The sequence below is a fragment of the Schaalia odontolytica genome (assembly GCF_002847525.1).
Classification (GTDB): Bacteria; Actinomycetota; Actinomycetes; order Actinomycetales; family Actinomycetaceae; genus Pauljensenia; species Pauljensenia odontolytica_B.
This window is the reverse complement of the sequence record NZ_PKKM01000009.1, coordinates 76964-92503: the sequence shown is the minus strand read 5'-3', so window position 1 is coordinate 92503 and position 15540 is coordinate 76964. Positions and strand designations below refer to the sequence as shown.

The following is a 15540-nucleotide window of genomic DNA, read 5'->3' as shown; positions in this document are numbered from 1 at the left end:
AGTGCAACAGTGCGCGACTGCGATTATGAGCCGCTTTGCGTTCCCGATTGGGCCGACGTGGTCGGGCTCGGGCTGGGTGTCGGCGAGCTCGAGGCCGCCGACGAGGAGGTGCCGAGGGCCGTCTGGGCGGCCTCCGCGCGGGCCAGGGCATCGCGCAGACGCGTCTGTGCCTCGCCGTAGGCGGTCCAGTCAGACTTGCTCATCGCCGCATCCGCGTCGCGCAGCGCCTGCGCGGCGTCGCTGACGGCCTGCGCCAGCTGGGCGTTCGCGTCACTGGAGGTCGCGCCCGACTGCGAGGTATCCCCCGTTGAGGGGTTTGTCGTGCCAGAAGATACGGACGAGTTTCCATCGTCGGAGACGAGCTGGCGCAGCGATTCCTCAAGGGTGGGCGCGAAGCCGACCTTGTCACCGAAGGCGGTCAGAACCGAGCGGAGCACGGGGTAGGACGCGGAGCCGGTGCCCTGCACGTAGACGGGCTGGACGTAGAGGAGGCCGCCGCCGACCGGCAGTGTCAGGAGGTTACCTCGGATCACTGTCGAGTCGGCCTGGTTCAGCAGGTTGAGCTGGGTAGCGATCTTCTCGTCGGAGTCGTACTTGTTCTGTACCTGGCCGGGGCCGGGCACGGTCGTCGATGAAGGCAGGGCGAGCAGGCGGAGCTTGCCGTATCCCTCGCGCACCTGGCCGGGGGTGTTACCGGTCTCGGAGTCGACCGCGAGGAAGCCGGCCATGGCCTCGCGACGCCCCTCGCCGCCGCCACCGGGCACGAAGACCGAGGTCAGCGAGAACTCAGCGCTCTCCTGGCCGGGCATCTGCATGGTCAGGTAGTACGGGGGCTGCAGGGCCGTCGGCGCGGGCAGAGGATTACCCATCGCGTCGACGCGCGGGCTCGCGGCGGCCGAGGAGGCAGCACCGTAGGTCGAGGTCTCCTCGGCCAGGCGCCAACGGTCACCGCCGGAGTAGAAGCCGGCGGCGTCGGTCACGTGGTACGTGGCGAGCAGGTTGCGCTGCACCTTAAACATGTCCTCCGGGTAGCGCAGGTGACTCATCAGGTCGCCAGAGATCGCCGAGACGGGCTCGACGCTGCCGGGGTAGATCTTTTCCCAGGTGCGCAGGATCGGGTCCTGATCGTCCCAGCGGAACAGGCGCACCGAGCCGTCGTAGGCGTCGACGATGGCCTTGACGGAGTTACGCATGTAGTTGATCTTGTTTGCCTGGACGTACTGGCCAACCTCGGTGGAGCGAGAGTCCACGGTGGCGTTCGAGAGTGTCTCGTGCTGAGCGTAGGGATAGTTGTTCGTGGTCGTGTACGCGTCGACGACCCACACGAGGCGCTTGGGGGTCGAGGCATCCCCGTCCATGTCGACAACCGCCGGGTAGGCGGACTGCTCGAGTGTCAGGTAGGGGGCGACCTTCGCGACGCGCTGGAGAGGATCACGGTCGTAGAGGATCTGCGAGGCCTCGTTCGTCTGAGAGGAGAAGAACAGGTCCGTGGAGCCGAACTTGATCGCGTACAGGAGTTTGTTCCACACGTTGCCCACGGAGGGGCCGCCGTTGCCGACGAAAGTCGTGGAGACCTGGCCGCCCACCGCGGTGTCGTCCGGGTAGTCGAGTTCCTGCGGCTCAGCGCCTTCGGGGGCTCCGACAATCGAGTAGTCGGGCGAGCCGGGGCTGAAGTAGACGCGCTCCTCGTAGTCGCCCATCTCGCCGACCGAGGGCACGGACTGCTCCCAGTAGGACGGCAGGCCGTCGCTGGTCAGCTGGTTACCGTAGGCGGCGACCGCACCGTAGCCGTGCGTGTAGACGGTGTGCTGGTTGACCCAGGTCTGCTGCTCGGCGGACAGGCCCGAGAGGTTGAGTTCGCGCACCGAGATGACGGTGTCGCGGCGCTCGCCACCGACGTTGTAGCGGTCGACCTTCATCCCGGAGTTGAAGCCGTAGTACAGGCGCGACTGCTGGAGCTGCTGGACGGTCTTCGTAATGACCTGCGGGTCGAGCAGACGCACCTGGGAGGTCAGCGATTCGTTGTCGAACTGTCCCGCCGAGGCCGTGGTGGCCGCGTCGTAGTTCGTCTGATAGTCGACGTCCTGCAGGCCGTAGGCGGCCAGCGTGGCGTCGATGTTGCGCTGAATGTAGGGAGATTCAAGGCTGCGCTGGTTGGGGCGCACGCGGAACTGCTCGACGAGGGCGGGGTACGCGCCAGCGAGGACGAGCGCGGCAACGACCGTCACGGCGACACCGGCGACGGGCAGGCGCCACGTGCCCTTAAAGGCAGCGACCACGAAGAGGAGTGCAACGAGGCCGGAGATGACGGCCAGAATCGAGTGAGCGGGCAGGGTTGCGTTGATGTCGGAGTACATGGCGCCGTGGATGGAACCCGAGTCCGAGGTGAGTAGTTCGTAGCGGCCCAGCCAGTAGTTCACGCCGATGAACAGGGACAGGCAGGCAGCCATCATGCCGGTCTGCAGGCGCGCTTGCTTGGAGGCGTGAGGGCGCGGAGTCAGGCGGATCGTGCCGTACAGGTAGGACACGATGATCGCCGCGACCAGGCCGATGCCGGTGACCGTCATGAGGAAGGAGACGAGCACCTTAACGGCGGGCAGCACGAACACGAAGAAGGAGATGTCGAGCCCGAACTGGGGGTCAACCTGCCCGAAGGAGGATCGGTTGAGGAATTGCAAGAGCGTCTGCCATTCGGTGGCCAGACGGGCACCGTTCGTGAAGCCAAAGAAGAGCGCGACGCCCCAGAAGGCGAGGCGACGCATGGGTTCGAGGGCCTCCTGGTACCCGCGCAGGGCGGCCGAGGCCTCGCCCCTCGACGAGGAGGTGCGGTGACGGTACGCGAAGGCCATCGAGAAGTAGACAAGAGCGGTCGCCACAATGAAGCCGACGACGAAGAGGCCGATGTGTGCGCCCCACTGGGTGAGAATGACGCGGGTGGCGCTCATCTGGCGGAACCACAGGATCTCGGTCCACACGATGGAAGCCGCATAGATGACGGCTCCGATGATCAGCAGCGCTGCGATCGTGATGCCGGCGGGGCCAGGCTTACGCACCTTGAGTTGCGCGCGCGCACGATCGGGGTCTCGCGGAGCACGCGCTCCACCCGGGGGAAAGACTGAAAAATCGAAGCTCACGGCATTCCTCTCTGTCAAACCGATAGCTCCCAACCAGTGTAGCCGGGCACAGGTGTAACTTCGCCTCGGTCTTATTCGCTCTCCGTGAGATTATGGGAGGCATGACTGTTGAGATGATGCCGAGCGCGCGCGAGATCGCGCTGGCCAATGTGGTTGTCGATATCGAGAAGGGCGCTGCCCGTGTGGGGTGGGATCACGCGCCCTCGATCTACGCGCTGGTGCCGACGGCGATGCTTCTGGCTGACCCGAATCTGCCGGCTGACATCGCCGAGCAGCTGCGTTCGGGGTGGGATGGCAGCGATGAGCACCTGAGCGCGATCATCCAGGAGGACCTGGCCGACGACGATATTGAGCAGGTCCTGGCTCACCTGGCGTGGCCGGAGACGGTGCCGGGTGCCGCAATCACGGTTGAGCGCATCGTCGTTCCTCCGGAGGTCGAGGACGAGGCCCCCGAGGATCCCGAGGAGGCCCTCGCGTTCGTCGCCAACCACCCGCTGCGCACTGATGTGCGTCTCGCGGTGGGAGTCATGCGCACGGGCGAGTCCTGGTGCGCGCTGCGTACCCGCGCCTTCGACTCCGACGACAAGGTCGGGCAGGGCTCGGCGCTCGTCCCCGCGCTGGTCGACGCCCTGCGCGCATCCCTCGAGCCCGTGACGGACGAGGAAGCCTGAGAGCATAGAGGAGGCCCCGGCCTCGTCCGGACCAGAAGGACGAGGCCGGGGGCCCTTTGTCGCCCCTCCTGCCCGCGGGCGGTGGGCGAGCGTGAGAGCACTACTGGCAGGTCGGCAGGGTGTCTCCCGTACCGTCGGCGATGGAGCGAACCGCGAAGACAGCCTCATCGAGGGTGGATACCGAGACGACGCGCAGGCCGTCGGGAACGTGTCCGACGACCTCGGAACAGTTGGTGCTGGGGGCGAGGAACCACTGGGCCCCATCGCGATGGGCGCCCCACAGCTTCTGCTGGATGCCGCCGATGGCCCCGACCTGACCGTCGTAGGACATGGTGCCGGTCCCGGCGATTGCGTTGTTACCCGTCATGTCGCCCGGCGTCATGCGGTCGATGATGGCCAGGGAGAACATCATGCCTGCGCTGGGTCCTCCGATGCCGTCGAGGTTGAAGGAAATCGTGACGGGCAGGGTGGGCTGCACGGAGAGATAGATGCCCAGCTTGGATCCGCTTTCCGTGGCCGAGGCCGCGACAGAGTCGAAGGAGAGCTCGCGGGTCTCACCGTTTCTCTCGACCGTCAGCGTCATCTGCGATCCCGCGGGGACCGTGCGCATGAGCGAGAAGGGCGTACTGGCATCCGTCACGTCGTGGCGCGTTCCATCCGGGGTGGTGATAGCGCGCAGGATGTCTCCCTTCTCGACGATCCCGTCAGCGTTGGATCCCTCGACCGCGCCCTCGATCGTGACGGTGGCAGGGACATCCCATCCAAGGTATTCGAGCGCGGCAACCTGGGAGGTCGTCTGCGAATTACGCATCATCGCCAGCTGAGCCTCGTTGTTCTGCTCGCGGGTGGTTCCCTGGGGATACTTCGACTCATAGTCGGTGATCGTGCTGTGCGGGTCCAAGTACGCGGCAATGAGCTGAGCAAAGTTCAGGCGGGCGTCGGGAGCCCCCGATTCGGAGACCGTCACCATGCGCAGCTGGCCCTGCCCCGGCTTCGCAGGTGCCTCGTACGGGCTGGATTGAGGCTCGTCCTGTTGCGCGGATTCCCCCGTCTCAGGATTAGTTCCTTCGACAGTGAAGACGGGCACACCTTGTTCGTTGGACGCCAACACATTGATGGTCGGTCCGGGGCTGGAGACCACAAAGGGGACGGGGATCACGAAGAGAATGATGACCATCGCGAGGACGGCCAGGACTGCCGTGAGGATGCGCCAGCTGACGATCGGCGCACGTTTCGTCGGGGCTTGCTCGAAGGCTAGTAGACGGTCAACTGACGAGGTCATCTCCATGTCACTCACCGTGTCATTGTGTCCCACGCGAGGCCCGACCGCACGCGCGCCCCGCCTGCTGCGTTCAGCTCTCAGCGTTTTCGCAGAGATTTGTCAGCCCGGTCGCACGCGTGCTCGCTAGGCTGAATTCATGAACGAGAACGAGTCCGGCACCCCCTTTGAGGATTTCCTGCGCTCCGTGTTGGGCGACGAGGCCGCGGCGGAGGCCGCTCGCGCTTTGCAGGCCCAGGGTTTTGATCCCGCGAACCTGCCCGCGGAGTTTTCCGATCCTGCGCGCATGCGTGCGGCGATGGGCCAGTTCCAGTTCCTCATGAATACGACGGCGGGTCCTGTCAATTGGCGTTTGGTGGAGGACGGCGCGAAGCAGGCCGCCTACGCCAGCGGCGATCCGGCCCCCACCGCCACCGAGGCCGAGGCGGCTCGCCAGGCGATGACGGTCGCAGACCTGTGGCTCGACGCAGTCACGGATTTCGCCTCGGGTCCCGTGACCCGAGGCGTGTGGAGCAGGGTGTCGTGGGTGGAGAACACGATCCCCACGTGGAAGCGCATCTGCGAGCCGATCGCCCTAAACGTGTCGCGCGCACTCTCAGCGGCTCTGTCGGAGCAGTTTGGAGAGGGCGGCCTCGAGGATTCCCCGTCGCTGCCCGACGGCATGGCTGCAATGCTGGGCAAGACGCAGGAGATGATGCCACGCCTCTCCGCGATGATGTTCTCCGCGCAGATCTCGCGTGTGCTGGCAGCCCTGGCGGGCGAGTCCTTCGGCACCTACGACACAGGCATTCCCCTGTCGGACACCTCGCACGCGGCGCTCCTGCCCCACAACATCGCCCAGTTCTCCGAGGGGCTCGACATTCCCTTCGACGAGGTTCGTCAGTTCCTCGCTGTCCGGGAAGCAGCCCACCGACGTCTCTTCGCGTCCGTGCCGTGGCTGGAGGGTGACCTCGTGCGCGCGGTCGAGCGCTACGCCTCTCAGATCGCGATCGATACGGAGGCAATCACCGAGGCCGCCCGCTCGGTTGACCCCTCTGACCCGTCGTCGGTGGAGTCGGCGCTCAGCGGCGGCGTGTTTGCGCTGTCGACGACGCCGGACCAGCGCCGCGCACTCACCCGTTTGGAGACCATGCTTGCCCTCATCGAGGGCTGGGTCGAGGTCGTCACGGCCCGCGCGACACTGCCCTATCTCCCCCACGCGGATGCGCTGCGCGAGATGATGCGTCGCCGCCGCGCCTCGGGTGGTCCCGCGGAGGAAATTCTCGGGACCCTCATGGGCCTCAAGATGCGCCCGCGCCAGGCCCGGGGAGCTGCCTCCATCTTTACGCTGGTGGAGGCCGACGGTGGTCGCGATGCCCGCGAAGCCCTGTGGTCGCACCCGGATATGGTCCCCTCGGAGACGGAGCTCGCAACGCCCGACACGTTCCTGACGCTGCGGCGAGCGGCGGCTGAGGAGGACGCGGATATCGACGCCGCGCTCAACTCTCTTCTCGATGGAACGCTCGGCTGGGCGGACGGGCTGGAGCCGGGGGACGAGGCCTCGGCGGGCTCGGATGAATCATCCTCGGACTCTGGAGAATCGGACGATCCGAACAAGACGAACTGATTCGTTCCAAAAAGATCTGACAAGTTTTCCACAGATTTTTCAAACGCCCCCGCGCGCTCACCACACGGGTTCATGATGGCTCCGTCAGCTACAAACTGAAGGAGATTGACATGAACCTGGCACATAACACGGCGGTTCTCTGGCGGGGCCCGGGCAGCGTACAAGTTGGCGGCGACCGCGCTCGACACGTCTTGCTCGACAATCTGCACGCGAGCGACCAGCTCTGGCTGAGCCATCAGGCACACCCAGCCCGCGAGCGCGACGATGTTCAGGCCTCGCCCGAGCTTCTCGCGGCTCTGGCTGAGGCACGCCTCACCGACGGAAGCGAGGCACTCCCCCACCTTGCACTCGGCATTGTCGGAGCTGTTCCGGCGACGCTCCTCGCGCTCCACAGTCTCGTCGACACGCTGTCACTGTCGCTGTCGATCGAGACTCACTCCCTGGTTGACGAGGATTGGGATCGCGTATTCGGCGGGCACTACACGGGCACCCCTCGCCACCGCGCGGTGCGCCGCACGCTTCGCGATCTCATCCCGCTGCCCCGTCTGTACGCCCAGTGTCCGCCCGAGCTTTCGATTGTGTCAGCGGATCGAGTCGTCGATCCGGGGATACCGTTCGAGCTCACCGCTCACGACACCCCTCATCTGATCGTGACGCGTGGCGAGCACTCCTACGAGGTGGGTCCGTTCGTCATCCCGGGGGTGACCCCCTGTTACCAGTGCTCGCAGCTTGCTCGCGCAGCGCAGGACCCGTTCCATCTGACGCACCTGCGTGAGCTGGAAGCGTGGCCGCTCGCGCCGCTGGCTCTGCTGGCTCACTTCGCGGCGGCCCAACGCGTGGGTCAGCTGGTGATGGACTTCGTCTCGGGGGCGCTCACCGAGTCGCAGTGCGCACAGGTAGCGACCATTTGCGATGACGGGTCGGTACGCGTCGAAGACGTGGAACCCGCCAGCCGCTGCGTGTGTGGCATCAACGGGCTCGATTCCTAGCTCAGGCGCCTTCGTCGACGACGACCTCTTCGCCGCGCACGAGCGCAAGAACCGGGGCGGCGAAGCGCTGCACTTTCACGTCGCCGATGCCGCGGATGACACGCAGCTGCGTCGTGTTCTTTGGCATGGCCTGGGCAATGTCGCGCAGGGTCTGATCGGTGAACACGGCGAACGGCGGCACGCCCGCCTGGCGTGAGACCTCGAGGCGCCACGCCTTGAGGCGCCCAAAGAGCTCGATGGCCTGGGGCGATGCCTCCTCCTCGAAGGCCTGGTTGAGGGCGCGGGCGGAGGCACGCGCCCTCTTCTTCGGCGCGCCCACTCGTATGTCTTCGGGCCAGATGCCGTCGAGGAGGCGACTGCGCTTGCGCTTCCCTCGCCCATCGGCGCCGCGCGAGCGCGCCCACGACAGGGTCAGCAGGTCACGGGCACGGGTAACGGCCACATACAGCAGGCGACGCTCCTCCTCGCGCGCAGCCGCGGTCTTTGCATACGAGATCGGCAGGAGTCCTTCGGCGACGCCGACGAGGAAGACGGCGTCCCATTCGAGGCCCTTGGCGGCGTGAATGGTGGCCAGCTCAACGCCGGCCTTGTCCGGTTCGACCTGATAGGCGACTCGTTCGTCGAGCTCCGCAACGAACGCGGCGAGCGTCTCCGCCTTGCTGTCATCCGCCCAGCCGACGATCGCGTTCATGTTCGACCAGCGCTCGGATCCCGCCTGGCCGGAGGGTGCCTCGGGCGCCCAGCCAACGCCCGACAGGACCTCGCGCACAATCTCGCCCACGCTCCCGTCGTCGGTGGCGGCCGCCGCCGCGGCCCGCAGGCGCGAGATGGCGGTACGCACGTCGTCACGAGCGAAGAAGGGCTTGCCCCCGGCGACGGCGACGGGAATACCGCGCGCACCCAGGGCCTCCTCGAAGGCCTGGGACTGGCCGTTCGTCCGCATGAGGACAGCGATCGAATGGGGTGCCATGCCACCCGCGATGAGGTCCGCGATCGAGGCTGCGATGCCCTCGGCCTCGGCGCGATCGTCGTCGTAGGTGCGGTAGGTAACCTGAGCGCCGCCGTCGCGCTGGCTGGACAGGCGCACCGTACCCTCGCGCTGGCTCGAGCGCGCCAGGACGTCGTTCGCCACACTCACGATCTGCGGGGTCGACCGGTAGTCGCGGGTCAGCTCGACGATGCGTGCGCCCGGATGCTTGCGCCCGAAACCTGTCAGGTAGTCCGGGGATGCGCCCGTGAAGGAGTAGATGGTCTGTGCGACGTCGCCGACGACGCACACGTCGTGGCGCCCACCCAGCCACAGGTCGAGCAGACGCGCCTGGAGGAGGTTGACGTCCTGGAACTCATCGACCACGAAGGAGCGGTACTGCTTGCGTACGATCGAGGCGACGTCGGCACGTTCCTGCAGCATGCCGCACAGATAGATGAGGATGTCCTCGAAATCAATGACACCGCGTTCGTTCTTCGCGTCCTCATAGACGTCGAGGAGGCGCGCCATGTCGCCCGCATCCAACCCGGCGGGCACGTCACGGCGCAGGCGAGCCACGCGCGAGGCGTAGTGTGCGGCATCGATCATCGACACCTTGGCCCATTCAACCTCGGCTGCAATGTCGCGCACGTTCGTGCGGTCAATCGTGATCCCCAGGCGCGCTGCGGAGGCCGCAACGAGGGAGGCCTTGTGCGGAATGACGTCGGGCAGCGGACCGCCCACGACGGTGGGCCAAAAATGGCGCAGCTGGCGCAGTGCCGCGGAGTGGAAGGTGCGTGCCTGAGCCTTGGGAACCCCCAGCTGGGCGAGGCGGTGGCGCATCTCGAAAGCCGCACGCTGCGTGAAGGTCACGGCGAGCACGTTGGATGGGTCGAAGGCGCCGACGGCCGCCCCGTACGCGATGCGGTACGTGATCGCACGGGTCTTGCCGGTGCCCGCGCCCGCCAGGACGGCGAGAGGGCCTGCCACCTGCGTGGCGACGGCGCGCTGATCGGGGTCCAGGGCGTCCAGCAGTTCCTCGGGGTTCATGGTCCCCATTGTTCCATCGCCCGCCCTCAGTTGCGTCCCGCGCCGTCCGGGCCGCTCGGCAGTTCGGCGCCGTACCATTCCCGAAGTAGCGCGTAGGCGATCGAGGCGCGTCCGGGGGCGCTGATCTCCCCGGATTCCAGCGCGCGCGTCAGCTCGTCGCGGCTATAGAAGCGCGCCCACTCGATTTCTACGCCGTCCGCCTGCGGGGTCGGGTGCGGCGAGACGGTGCGAGCCCGGTAGCCCATCATCTGCGAACGCCCGAAGGGCCACGGCTGCGTGGCGACGTAGGTGGGCGTCTCGATCTCGACGCCAACCTCCTCGGCGACCTCGCGGGCGACCGTGACGTCCGGGGATTCCCCGGCCTCGACGTAGCCGGCGATAATCGACACGAAGCCGGGCCGCCACAGCGCGTTGTGCGCCAGGAGGACGCACCCATCGTGATCCTGCACGAGGACGATGATGGCCGGGTCCTGGCGCGGATACTCGAGCCGGTCGCACGTCTCGCATCGCGCGGCCCACCCGCCGGACACCAGCTGCACCGGGGCCCCGCAGCACGGGCAGAAGCGGTAGTTGGCGTGCCAGCCCGCGAGCGCGAGCGCGGTCAGCGCCAGGGCCGCATCGTCACCGTCGAGCTGCCACCCGACCGCGCGCAGGTGCTCCCAACGCCCCCACGCCTCGTCCCGGCTCGTCTCGATCGCGACGACGGAGCGGCCACCCGCCACCCCAATAAACGAGGCCGTGGCCCCCTCGAGCGCGCGTGTGGCCTCGTCCCCGACCATCCGTCGCAGGACAGGAGCGTCCGAGGAGGATGCCTCAACCTCGTCGAGAAGAACGAAACCGGACGGGTCGACGACAATGACATCGGCCTCACCGGCACGCACCAGCGCCGCGGGAGCCACGGATTCGCGTAGCGCGACGGCCGGGTCGACGTGACCGCGGACGAGAGGTAGATCAAGACTCATAACTCCACGGTAACGCGGTGGGCTACCCTAGGCAGTATGACAAATACTCCCCTGCGCGCCGATGGGCGCACCCCGTCCCAGCTCCGTCCCGTCTCCATTACCCGCGGTTGGTCGGGCACCGGTGAGGGTTCCGTTCTCATCGAGTTCGGCAACACCCGCGTCCTGTGTGTCGCTTCTTTCACTGAGGGCGTGCCGCGCTGGAAGCGCGACTCCGGCGAGGGCTGGGTGACCGGCGAGTACTCGATGCTCCCGCGCGCAACCGAGCAGCGTTCCTCCCGTGAGTCCATCAAGGGCAAGGTCGGCGGCCGCACCCAAGAAATCTCGCGCCTCATTGGCCGCTCCCTGCGCGGCATCGTCGACGTCTCCGCGCTCGGCGAGAACACCATCGTTCTGGACTGCGACGTTCTGCGCGCCGATGGCGGTACCCGCACCGCAGCGATCACTGGCGCTTACGTGGCCCTCGCCGACGCCGTGAGCTGGGCGAAGGAGCAGGGCATCCTCAAGCCCTCCGCCAAGGTCCTCAACGATTCGATCTCCGCGATCTCCGTGGGCGTCATCGACGGCACCCCCATGCTGGACCTGCCCTACGTTGAGGACGTGCGCGCCGAAACCGACATGAACGTCGTCCAGACGGGTGATGGCCGCTTCATCGAGGTCCAGGGCACCGCCGAGCACGCCCCCTTCAACCGCGATGAGCTGGGCGAGCTGCTGGACCTGGCGACCCTGGGTAACGCCCAGCTCGCTCAGGCGCAGAAGCTCGCACTCGAGGCTCCCCTCATGGAGCGCGTCGAGGTGCGCCCGTGAGCGCGCGCCTGGTCTTCGCGACCTCCAACGCGCACAAGGTCAGCGAGCTTGAGGCCATCCTGGCCCCCGCATGGGAGGGCTTCGAGGCCGGATGCGTGGCTCGCATGAGCGATTTCGACGTGGCTTCCCCGGTCGAGGATGGGGTGACCTTCGAGGAGAACTCCCTCATCAAGGCCCGCGCTCTGGCTCGCGCCACCGGCCTGGCTGCCATTGCCGACGACTCCGGTATCACGGTGGACGTGCTGGGCGGGGCGCCCGGCATCTTCTCCGCGCGTTGGTCTGGCTCCCACGGGGATGACGAGGCGAACCTACGTCTGCTCATCGATCAGCTCTCCGACGTTCCCGACGCCCACCGCGGCGCGGCCTTCGTGTCGGCCGCAGTTCTCGTGACCCCGGACGGTCGCGAGTTCGTCGAGCGCGGCGAGGTGCGCGGCACCCTGACGCGTTCCCCTCGCGGCGACGGCGGATTCGGCTACGACCCGATCTTTGTCCCCGAGGGCTTCGAGGTCACGACCGCTCAGATGAGTGCGGAACAGAAGAACGCGATCAGCCACCGCGGCATCGCCTTCCGCGCCCTCATGCCCCACATCGTGGAGTACCTGCGCGGCTGAGAAGCACCGCAGACACAAATGTGCCGGGCACCCGAGGGTGTCCGGCACTTGTGTGTTGCGCCCGCAGGCGCGCCATCAACGGGCGACGAGGTTGCCGAAGATGGGGCGGTCCATCGAGAACTGCAGGGGGTTGCGCTGTTGGCGCACCCTGCGGTGATGGGTGAGGCGATGAAGGAGTGATGCGACGAAACGAGACATTGTGTGCTCCTCTTTGAGTACCGTGCGATGGATCTGTCACCGCGTCGTACTGACATGATGCGCCTACGTGCCCATTTTTTCCATCGATATTTTCTAATTTTTCTGTGAAGCTTTTCTTACGGACTTTTCCTTGATAATACTTGAAAAAGTCTTGACTGAGGAGATTCGTTTTTCTTAATTGATCGGCCGGTGGATAGAGTGAGGGGGCAGGCCCACGTCCTGCCCCCTCACTTCCCCAATTCAACGAAGAGTCAGCGAGCTCGCGCCAGTCGCATGCGGCGCGGCAGGTAACGGCGCACGTCGAAGAAGCGAACGACCTGCATGACGCGACGCGCGAGGCGGTCGCGCACGCGCCAGATCATGGTGCAGCCGACGCCGATGAAAATGGCGTTGGTCAGGAAGGACGGCCACGCACCGGTGGACGCACAGGCAAGGGCCAGCAGGATGCAGCTGGAGACATTCAGGGAGTGGTAGCGCAGGGAATCAGGAGCAAAGCGCTTGGAAGAAACCAGGTAGTAGGCGGCGATAGAGGCGCCCGCACCCAGCCAACCGAGAACCGGAATTACAAGAGATGAGATCGTCATGACTCATATGATGCACCTTCCGCTAGTCAAGCACAATTGAATGGTTCTATAGTTATCTTACAGTTTTACTTAACCAAGGAGTTCGCGTGGACATCGACCCCCGCCGCTTGCCTTTCCTTCTGTCCGTCGCACGAGAAGGCGGCATCGTTGCCGCCGCGGACATCCTCATGGTCTCGCCCTCCGCAGTGTCCCAGCAGATTCAAAAACTCGAGGAGGAAGTCGGCCTCAAGCTCGTCGAGCGCACCACATCCGGCGCGATTCTCACCCCCGCCGGCACGATCGTCGCCGAGGCCGGCGAACGCATCAACGCCGACATCGAAGAAGCCCTCAAGGCCCTGCGCCCTCTGACGGGACAGGTCACGGGAACGGTCACCATCGGGGCGTTCCTGACGATCTGCAGATCGACCCTCATCCCCGCGCTCCCCGACCTCCTCGACGCACTCCCAGGCGTCGACCTGCGCATCGAGGAAACCGAAGAAACCCCCGGCATGGCGGCACTGCGCACGGGCCAGTACGACATCCTCGTCATTGAACGAGACGAGGACCCGGGTCTGGCCCCTCGCGGATACACGGACGTCCCATTCCTCGACGAACCCTGGATGCTCGTCACCCCGGACTCCGCTCCCCCCATCGGGTCGATCGAAGACCTAGCGGACCTCACCTGGCTGCGCGTCAATCCGGGCACCAGCGGCGACCACGTCATGCGCCGTATCACGAAGGCGTTCCCGGATACGCGATGGGCGCCCCACCTCTACGCGACCTACGAGGCCGCCCGTGCCCTCGTGCGCGCCCGCACGGGATCGACGATCCTTCCGGCCATGGCGCTGGCCGGGGCCCACACGGAGGGCATGCGCATCACGCCTCTTCCCTCACTGGGAACGCGCAAGATTCTGCTGCGTCACAAGAATCACGGATGGTCCGAGGCTTCAGGACCGGCGCGCGTGGCCACATACCTGGCGGAGTGGAAGCGACACAACGCCTCGTACTCGACGTCTAGCGACTGACCAAGGAACCGCCTCGCCTCGCCCATTGGTAGGGCGAGAGACAGCTCAGAGGCTGACCTGCATCCCCGAGGTTGCGAAGTCGAGCGGACCCGACCAGGTCTGTCGGACTTCAGAGGCCACCCGATCACGGGGCGTCCAGGGCTGGATGTGGGTCGCGATCATGCGGCCCACTCCGGCTCGCGTGGCAACCTCGCCCGCGCGCACGCCATCCATGTGCATGTCAGGCTCGGTCTCGTCGCTCGTGAAGCCGACCTCACTGAGGAACACGTCAACCCCGCGGGCGCCTTCGATGATCGTGTCGCACAGGTCGGTGTCGCCCGTGTAGAACAGGGACACGAGGCGCTCGGGATCCTCCTCGGAGGGTCCTTCGATACGCAGGCCGTACGCCTCGACCGGGTGCAGGGCCCGGTAGGGGCGGATCGTCATGGGTCCGACCCGGTAGGCCTCGCCCAGCTGCATGTGGGTGAAGGCGAATTCGACCTCGTATGCCTCATCGTCCGGGGCGTCTTCGATCTGGCGCACGCGGCGCAGCGTCTCGGCGGGACCGTACAGGGGCAGCGCGGATGCGGCCGCTCCCGGGCCCCACTTGCGATAAACCTGGAGGGAGATGATGTCGCCCATGTGGTCGGCGTGGCAGTGCGACAGCGCGAGGGCGTCGAGCTCGCACGGGCACACATGAGCCCACAGCGCGCCGAAAGACCCCGGCCCCATGTCGCACACGAGCGAGAAGGTCCGTTCTTCCCCCGATCGCGGGTCGATGCCGCGAGCCTGAACCAGGTAGGACGATGCCGGCGACTCCGGGCCAGACATCGAACCGGTAGTGCCGATAACAGTCAGCTTCACGCGATACCACCGCCGGTGTTCACGCGGGCAACGGAGCCCACCTCGGGGCCGAGGAAACGGCGAGCCAGGCGCGGGAACGCGTCGGAAGCGCCCGTGGCCAGGAACTGATACTGCGGCCCCTCACCAGCGGGCCACGGATCGTGAAGGAGCCCGCGGTCCACGAGCTCGTTATAGGTGACGTTCGCGGTCGCTTCCGAGGAGGTCACGAGCGTGACTCCCTCGCCCATGACGCGGCCAATGACGCCGGTAAGCAGCGGGTAGTGCGTGCACCCCAGGATCAGCGTGTCCACGCCCGCTTCCTTCAGCGGCGTCAGGTACTCGCGCGCCACAGCCTCGATCTCCTCGCCCGTGGTCACCCCGGCCTCGACGAAGTCGACGAAAGCGGGGCACGCCTGCTGGCTAACCGTCAGCCCGGGGACGGCCGCGAGCGCGCGCAGGTATGCCTCGGACTGGATGGTGGCCTTCGTGCCAATGACACCGACGTGGTGGTTGCGGGTGGCGATGACGCTCTGGCGCGCGGCAGGAGTAATGACCTCGATGACGGGGATGCCGGCATCGATCCAGTAGCGTTCCCGGGCATCCGCAAGCGCCGCCGCCGTGGCGGTATTGCAGGCGATGACGAGCGCCTTAACGCCGCGCGAGGCCAGCTCGTCGAGGGCGGACAGCGTCAGCGAGCGAACCTGCGCGATAGCTCGCGGGCCGTAAGGCGTGTGCTCGGTGTCGCCCAGGTAGATGATCTCTTCGTCGGGCAGCTTGTCGATGACTGCGCGCGCCACCGTCAGCCCACCTAGGCCCGAGTCGAAAATTCCGATCGGGGCGTTGTTCATATGACGACCTT

General features: G+C 66.4%; 14 protein-coding genes. 6 read left to right on the top strand and 8 right to left on the bottom strand.

Annotated elements, in window-relative coordinates:
- Nucleotides 1-23: 23 nt before the first annotated feature.
- Nucleotides 24-3053 (bottom strand): UPF0182 family membrane protein, encoded by a 3030-nt coding sequence (locus CYJ22_RS07325; protein WP_101602171.1) that lies wholly within the window; start codon nt 3051-3053, stop codon nt 24-26.
- A 182-nt stretch (nt 3054-3235) separates the two neighbouring features.
- On the opposite strand from CYJ22_RS07325, the gene CYJ22_RS07320 reads away from it, so the two are divergent.
- Entirely contained in the window at nt 3236-3805 is a 570-nt protein-coding gene (locus CYJ22_RS07320) for a PPA1309 family protein (protein WP_101602172.1), read from the top strand.
- A gap of 100 nt (nt 3806-3905) precedes the next feature.
- On the opposite strand, the gene CYJ22_RS07315 is transcribed toward CYJ22_RS07320, so the two are convergent.
- Nucleotides 3906-5093 (bottom strand): YlbL family protein, encoded by a 1188-nt coding sequence (locus CYJ22_RS07315; protein ID WP_431768516.1) that lies wholly within the window; start codon nt 5091-5093, stop codon nt 3906-3908.
- Between the two features lie 130 nt (nt 5094-5223).
- Between CYJ22_RS07315 and CYJ22_RS07310 the strand changes: the two genes are divergently transcribed.
- Nucleotides 5224-6690, top strand: coding sequence for a zinc-dependent metalloprotease (locus CYJ22_RS07310; protein WP_101602146.1), 1467 nt, complete (start codon nt 5224-5226; stop codon nt 6688-6690).
- Nucleotides 6691-6800: 110 nt separating this feature from the next.
- Entirely contained in the window at nt 6801-7679 is an 879-nt protein-coding gene (locus tag CYJ22_RS07305) for a hypothetical protein (RefSeq protein WP_101602145.1), read from the top strand.
- Between the two features lies 1 nt (nt 7680).
- Here CYJ22_RS07305 and CYJ22_RS07300 read toward each other — a convergent pair whose 3' ends face one another.
- Nucleotides 7681-9696 (bottom strand): ATP-dependent DNA helicase UvrD2, encoded by a 2016-nt coding sequence (locus tag CYJ22_RS07300; protein ID WP_101602144.1) that lies wholly within the window; start codon nt 9694-9696, stop codon nt 7681-7683.
- Nucleotides 9697-9722: 26 nt separating this feature from the next.
- Nucleotides 9723-10658 (bottom strand): NAD(+) diphosphatase, encoded by a 936-nt coding sequence (gene nudC, locus CYJ22_RS07295; protein WP_101602143.1) that lies wholly within the window; start codon nt 10656-10658, stop codon nt 9723-9725.
- A gap of 36 nt (nt 10659-10694) precedes the next feature.
- Here nudC and rph point away from each other — a divergent pair, with 36 nt between their 5' ends.
- A complete protein-coding gene (gene rph, locus CYJ22_RS07290; protein WP_101602142.1) occupies nt 10695-11462 on the top strand; it encodes a ribonuclease PH in 768 nt (255 codons plus the stop codon).
- Entirely contained in the window at nt 11459-12073 is a 615-nt protein-coding gene (gene rdgB / locus CYJ22_RS07285; RefSeq protein ID WP_007590240.1) for an RdgB/HAM1 family non-canonical purine NTP pyrophosphatase, read from the top strand. The genes rph and rdgB overlap by 4 nt, the downstream gene beginning before the upstream one ends.
- Nucleotides 12074-12148: 75 nt before the next feature.
- Here rdgB and CYJ22_RS10390 read toward each other — a convergent pair whose 3' ends face one another.
- Together CYJ22_RS10390 and CYJ22_RS07280 are read right to left on the bottom strand one after the other, a co-directional pair.
- Nucleotides 12149-12271, bottom strand: a complete 123-nt coding sequence (locus CYJ22_RS10390) for a hypothetical protein (RefSeq protein WP_007590243.1) — start codon at nt 12269-12271, stop codon at nt 12149-12151.
- A gap of 251 nt (nt 12272-12522) precedes the next feature.
- Entirely contained in the window at nt 12523-12855 is a 333-nt protein-coding gene (locus tag CYJ22_RS07280) for a CBU_0592 family membrane protein (RefSeq protein ID WP_007590199.1), read from the bottom strand.
- A gap of 86 nt (nt 12856-12941) precedes the next feature.
- Between CYJ22_RS07280 and CYJ22_RS07275 the strand changes: the two genes are divergently transcribed.
- Nucleotides 12942-13859 (top strand): LysR family transcriptional regulator, encoded by a 918-nt coding sequence (locus CYJ22_RS07275; RefSeq protein ID WP_101602141.1) that lies wholly within the window; start codon nt 12942-12944, stop codon nt 13857-13859.
- 45 nt (nt 13860-13904) lie between these two features.
- Here the strand turns inward: CYJ22_RS07275 and CYJ22_RS07270 are convergent, their stop codons facing one another.
- The gene (locus CYJ22_RS07270; RefSeq protein WP_101602140.1) at nt 13905-14702 is read right to left on the bottom strand and encodes an MBL fold metallo-hydrolase; all 798 of its coding nucleotides are present in this window, start codon (nt 14700-14702) and stop codon (nt 13905-13907) included.
- Nucleotides 14699-15529 (bottom strand): glutamate racemase, encoded by an 831-nt coding sequence (gene murI / locus CYJ22_RS07265; protein WP_101602139.1) that lies wholly within the window; start codon nt 15527-15529, stop codon nt 14699-14701. The genes CYJ22_RS07270 and murI overlap by 4 nt, the downstream gene beginning before the upstream one ends.
- Nucleotides 15530-15540 lie beyond the last annotated feature (11 nt).

Bases quoted from the DNA above. Each gene is read 5' to 3' on its own strand.
- CYJ22_RS07280 (WP_007590199.1), bottom strand. From the start codon at position 12,855: ATGACGATCTCATCTCTTGTAATTCCGGTTCTCGGTTGGCTGGGTGCG.
- murI (WP_101602139.1), bottom strand. From the start codon at position 15,529: ATGAACAACGCCCCGATCGGAATTTTCGACTCGGGCCTAGGTGGGCTG.
- CYJ22_RS07305 (WP_101602145.1), top strand. From the start codon at position 6,801: ATGAACCTGGCACATAACACGGCGGTTCTCTGGCGGGGCCCGGGCAGC.
- nudC (WP_101602143.1), bottom strand. From the start codon at position 10,658: ATGAGTCTTGATCTACCTCTCGTCCGCGGTCACGTCGACCCGGCCGTC.
- CYJ22_RS07315 (WP_431768516.1), bottom strand. From the start codon at position 5,093: ATGGAGATGACCTCGTCAGTTGACCGTCTACTAGCCTTCGAGCAAGCC.
- CYJ22_RS07320 (WP_101602172.1), top strand. From the start codon at position 3,236: ATGACTGTTGAGATGATGCCGAGCGCGCGCGAGATCGCGCTGGCCAAT.
- CYJ22_RS10390 (WP_007590243.1), bottom strand. From the start codon at position 12,271: ATGTCTCGTTTCGTCGCATCACTCCTTCATCGCCTCACCCATCACCGC.
- CYJ22_RS07310 (WP_101602146.1), top strand. From the start codon at position 5,224: ATGAACGAGAACGAGTCCGGCACCCCCTTTGAGGATTTCCTGCGCTCC.
- rph (WP_101602142.1), top strand. From the start codon at position 10,695: ATGACAAATACTCCCCTGCGCGCCGATGGGCGCACCCCGTCCCAGCTC.
- CYJ22_RS07300 (WP_101602144.1), bottom strand. From the start codon at position 9,696: ATGAACCCCGAGGAACTGCTGGACGCCCTGGACCCCGATCAGCGCGCC.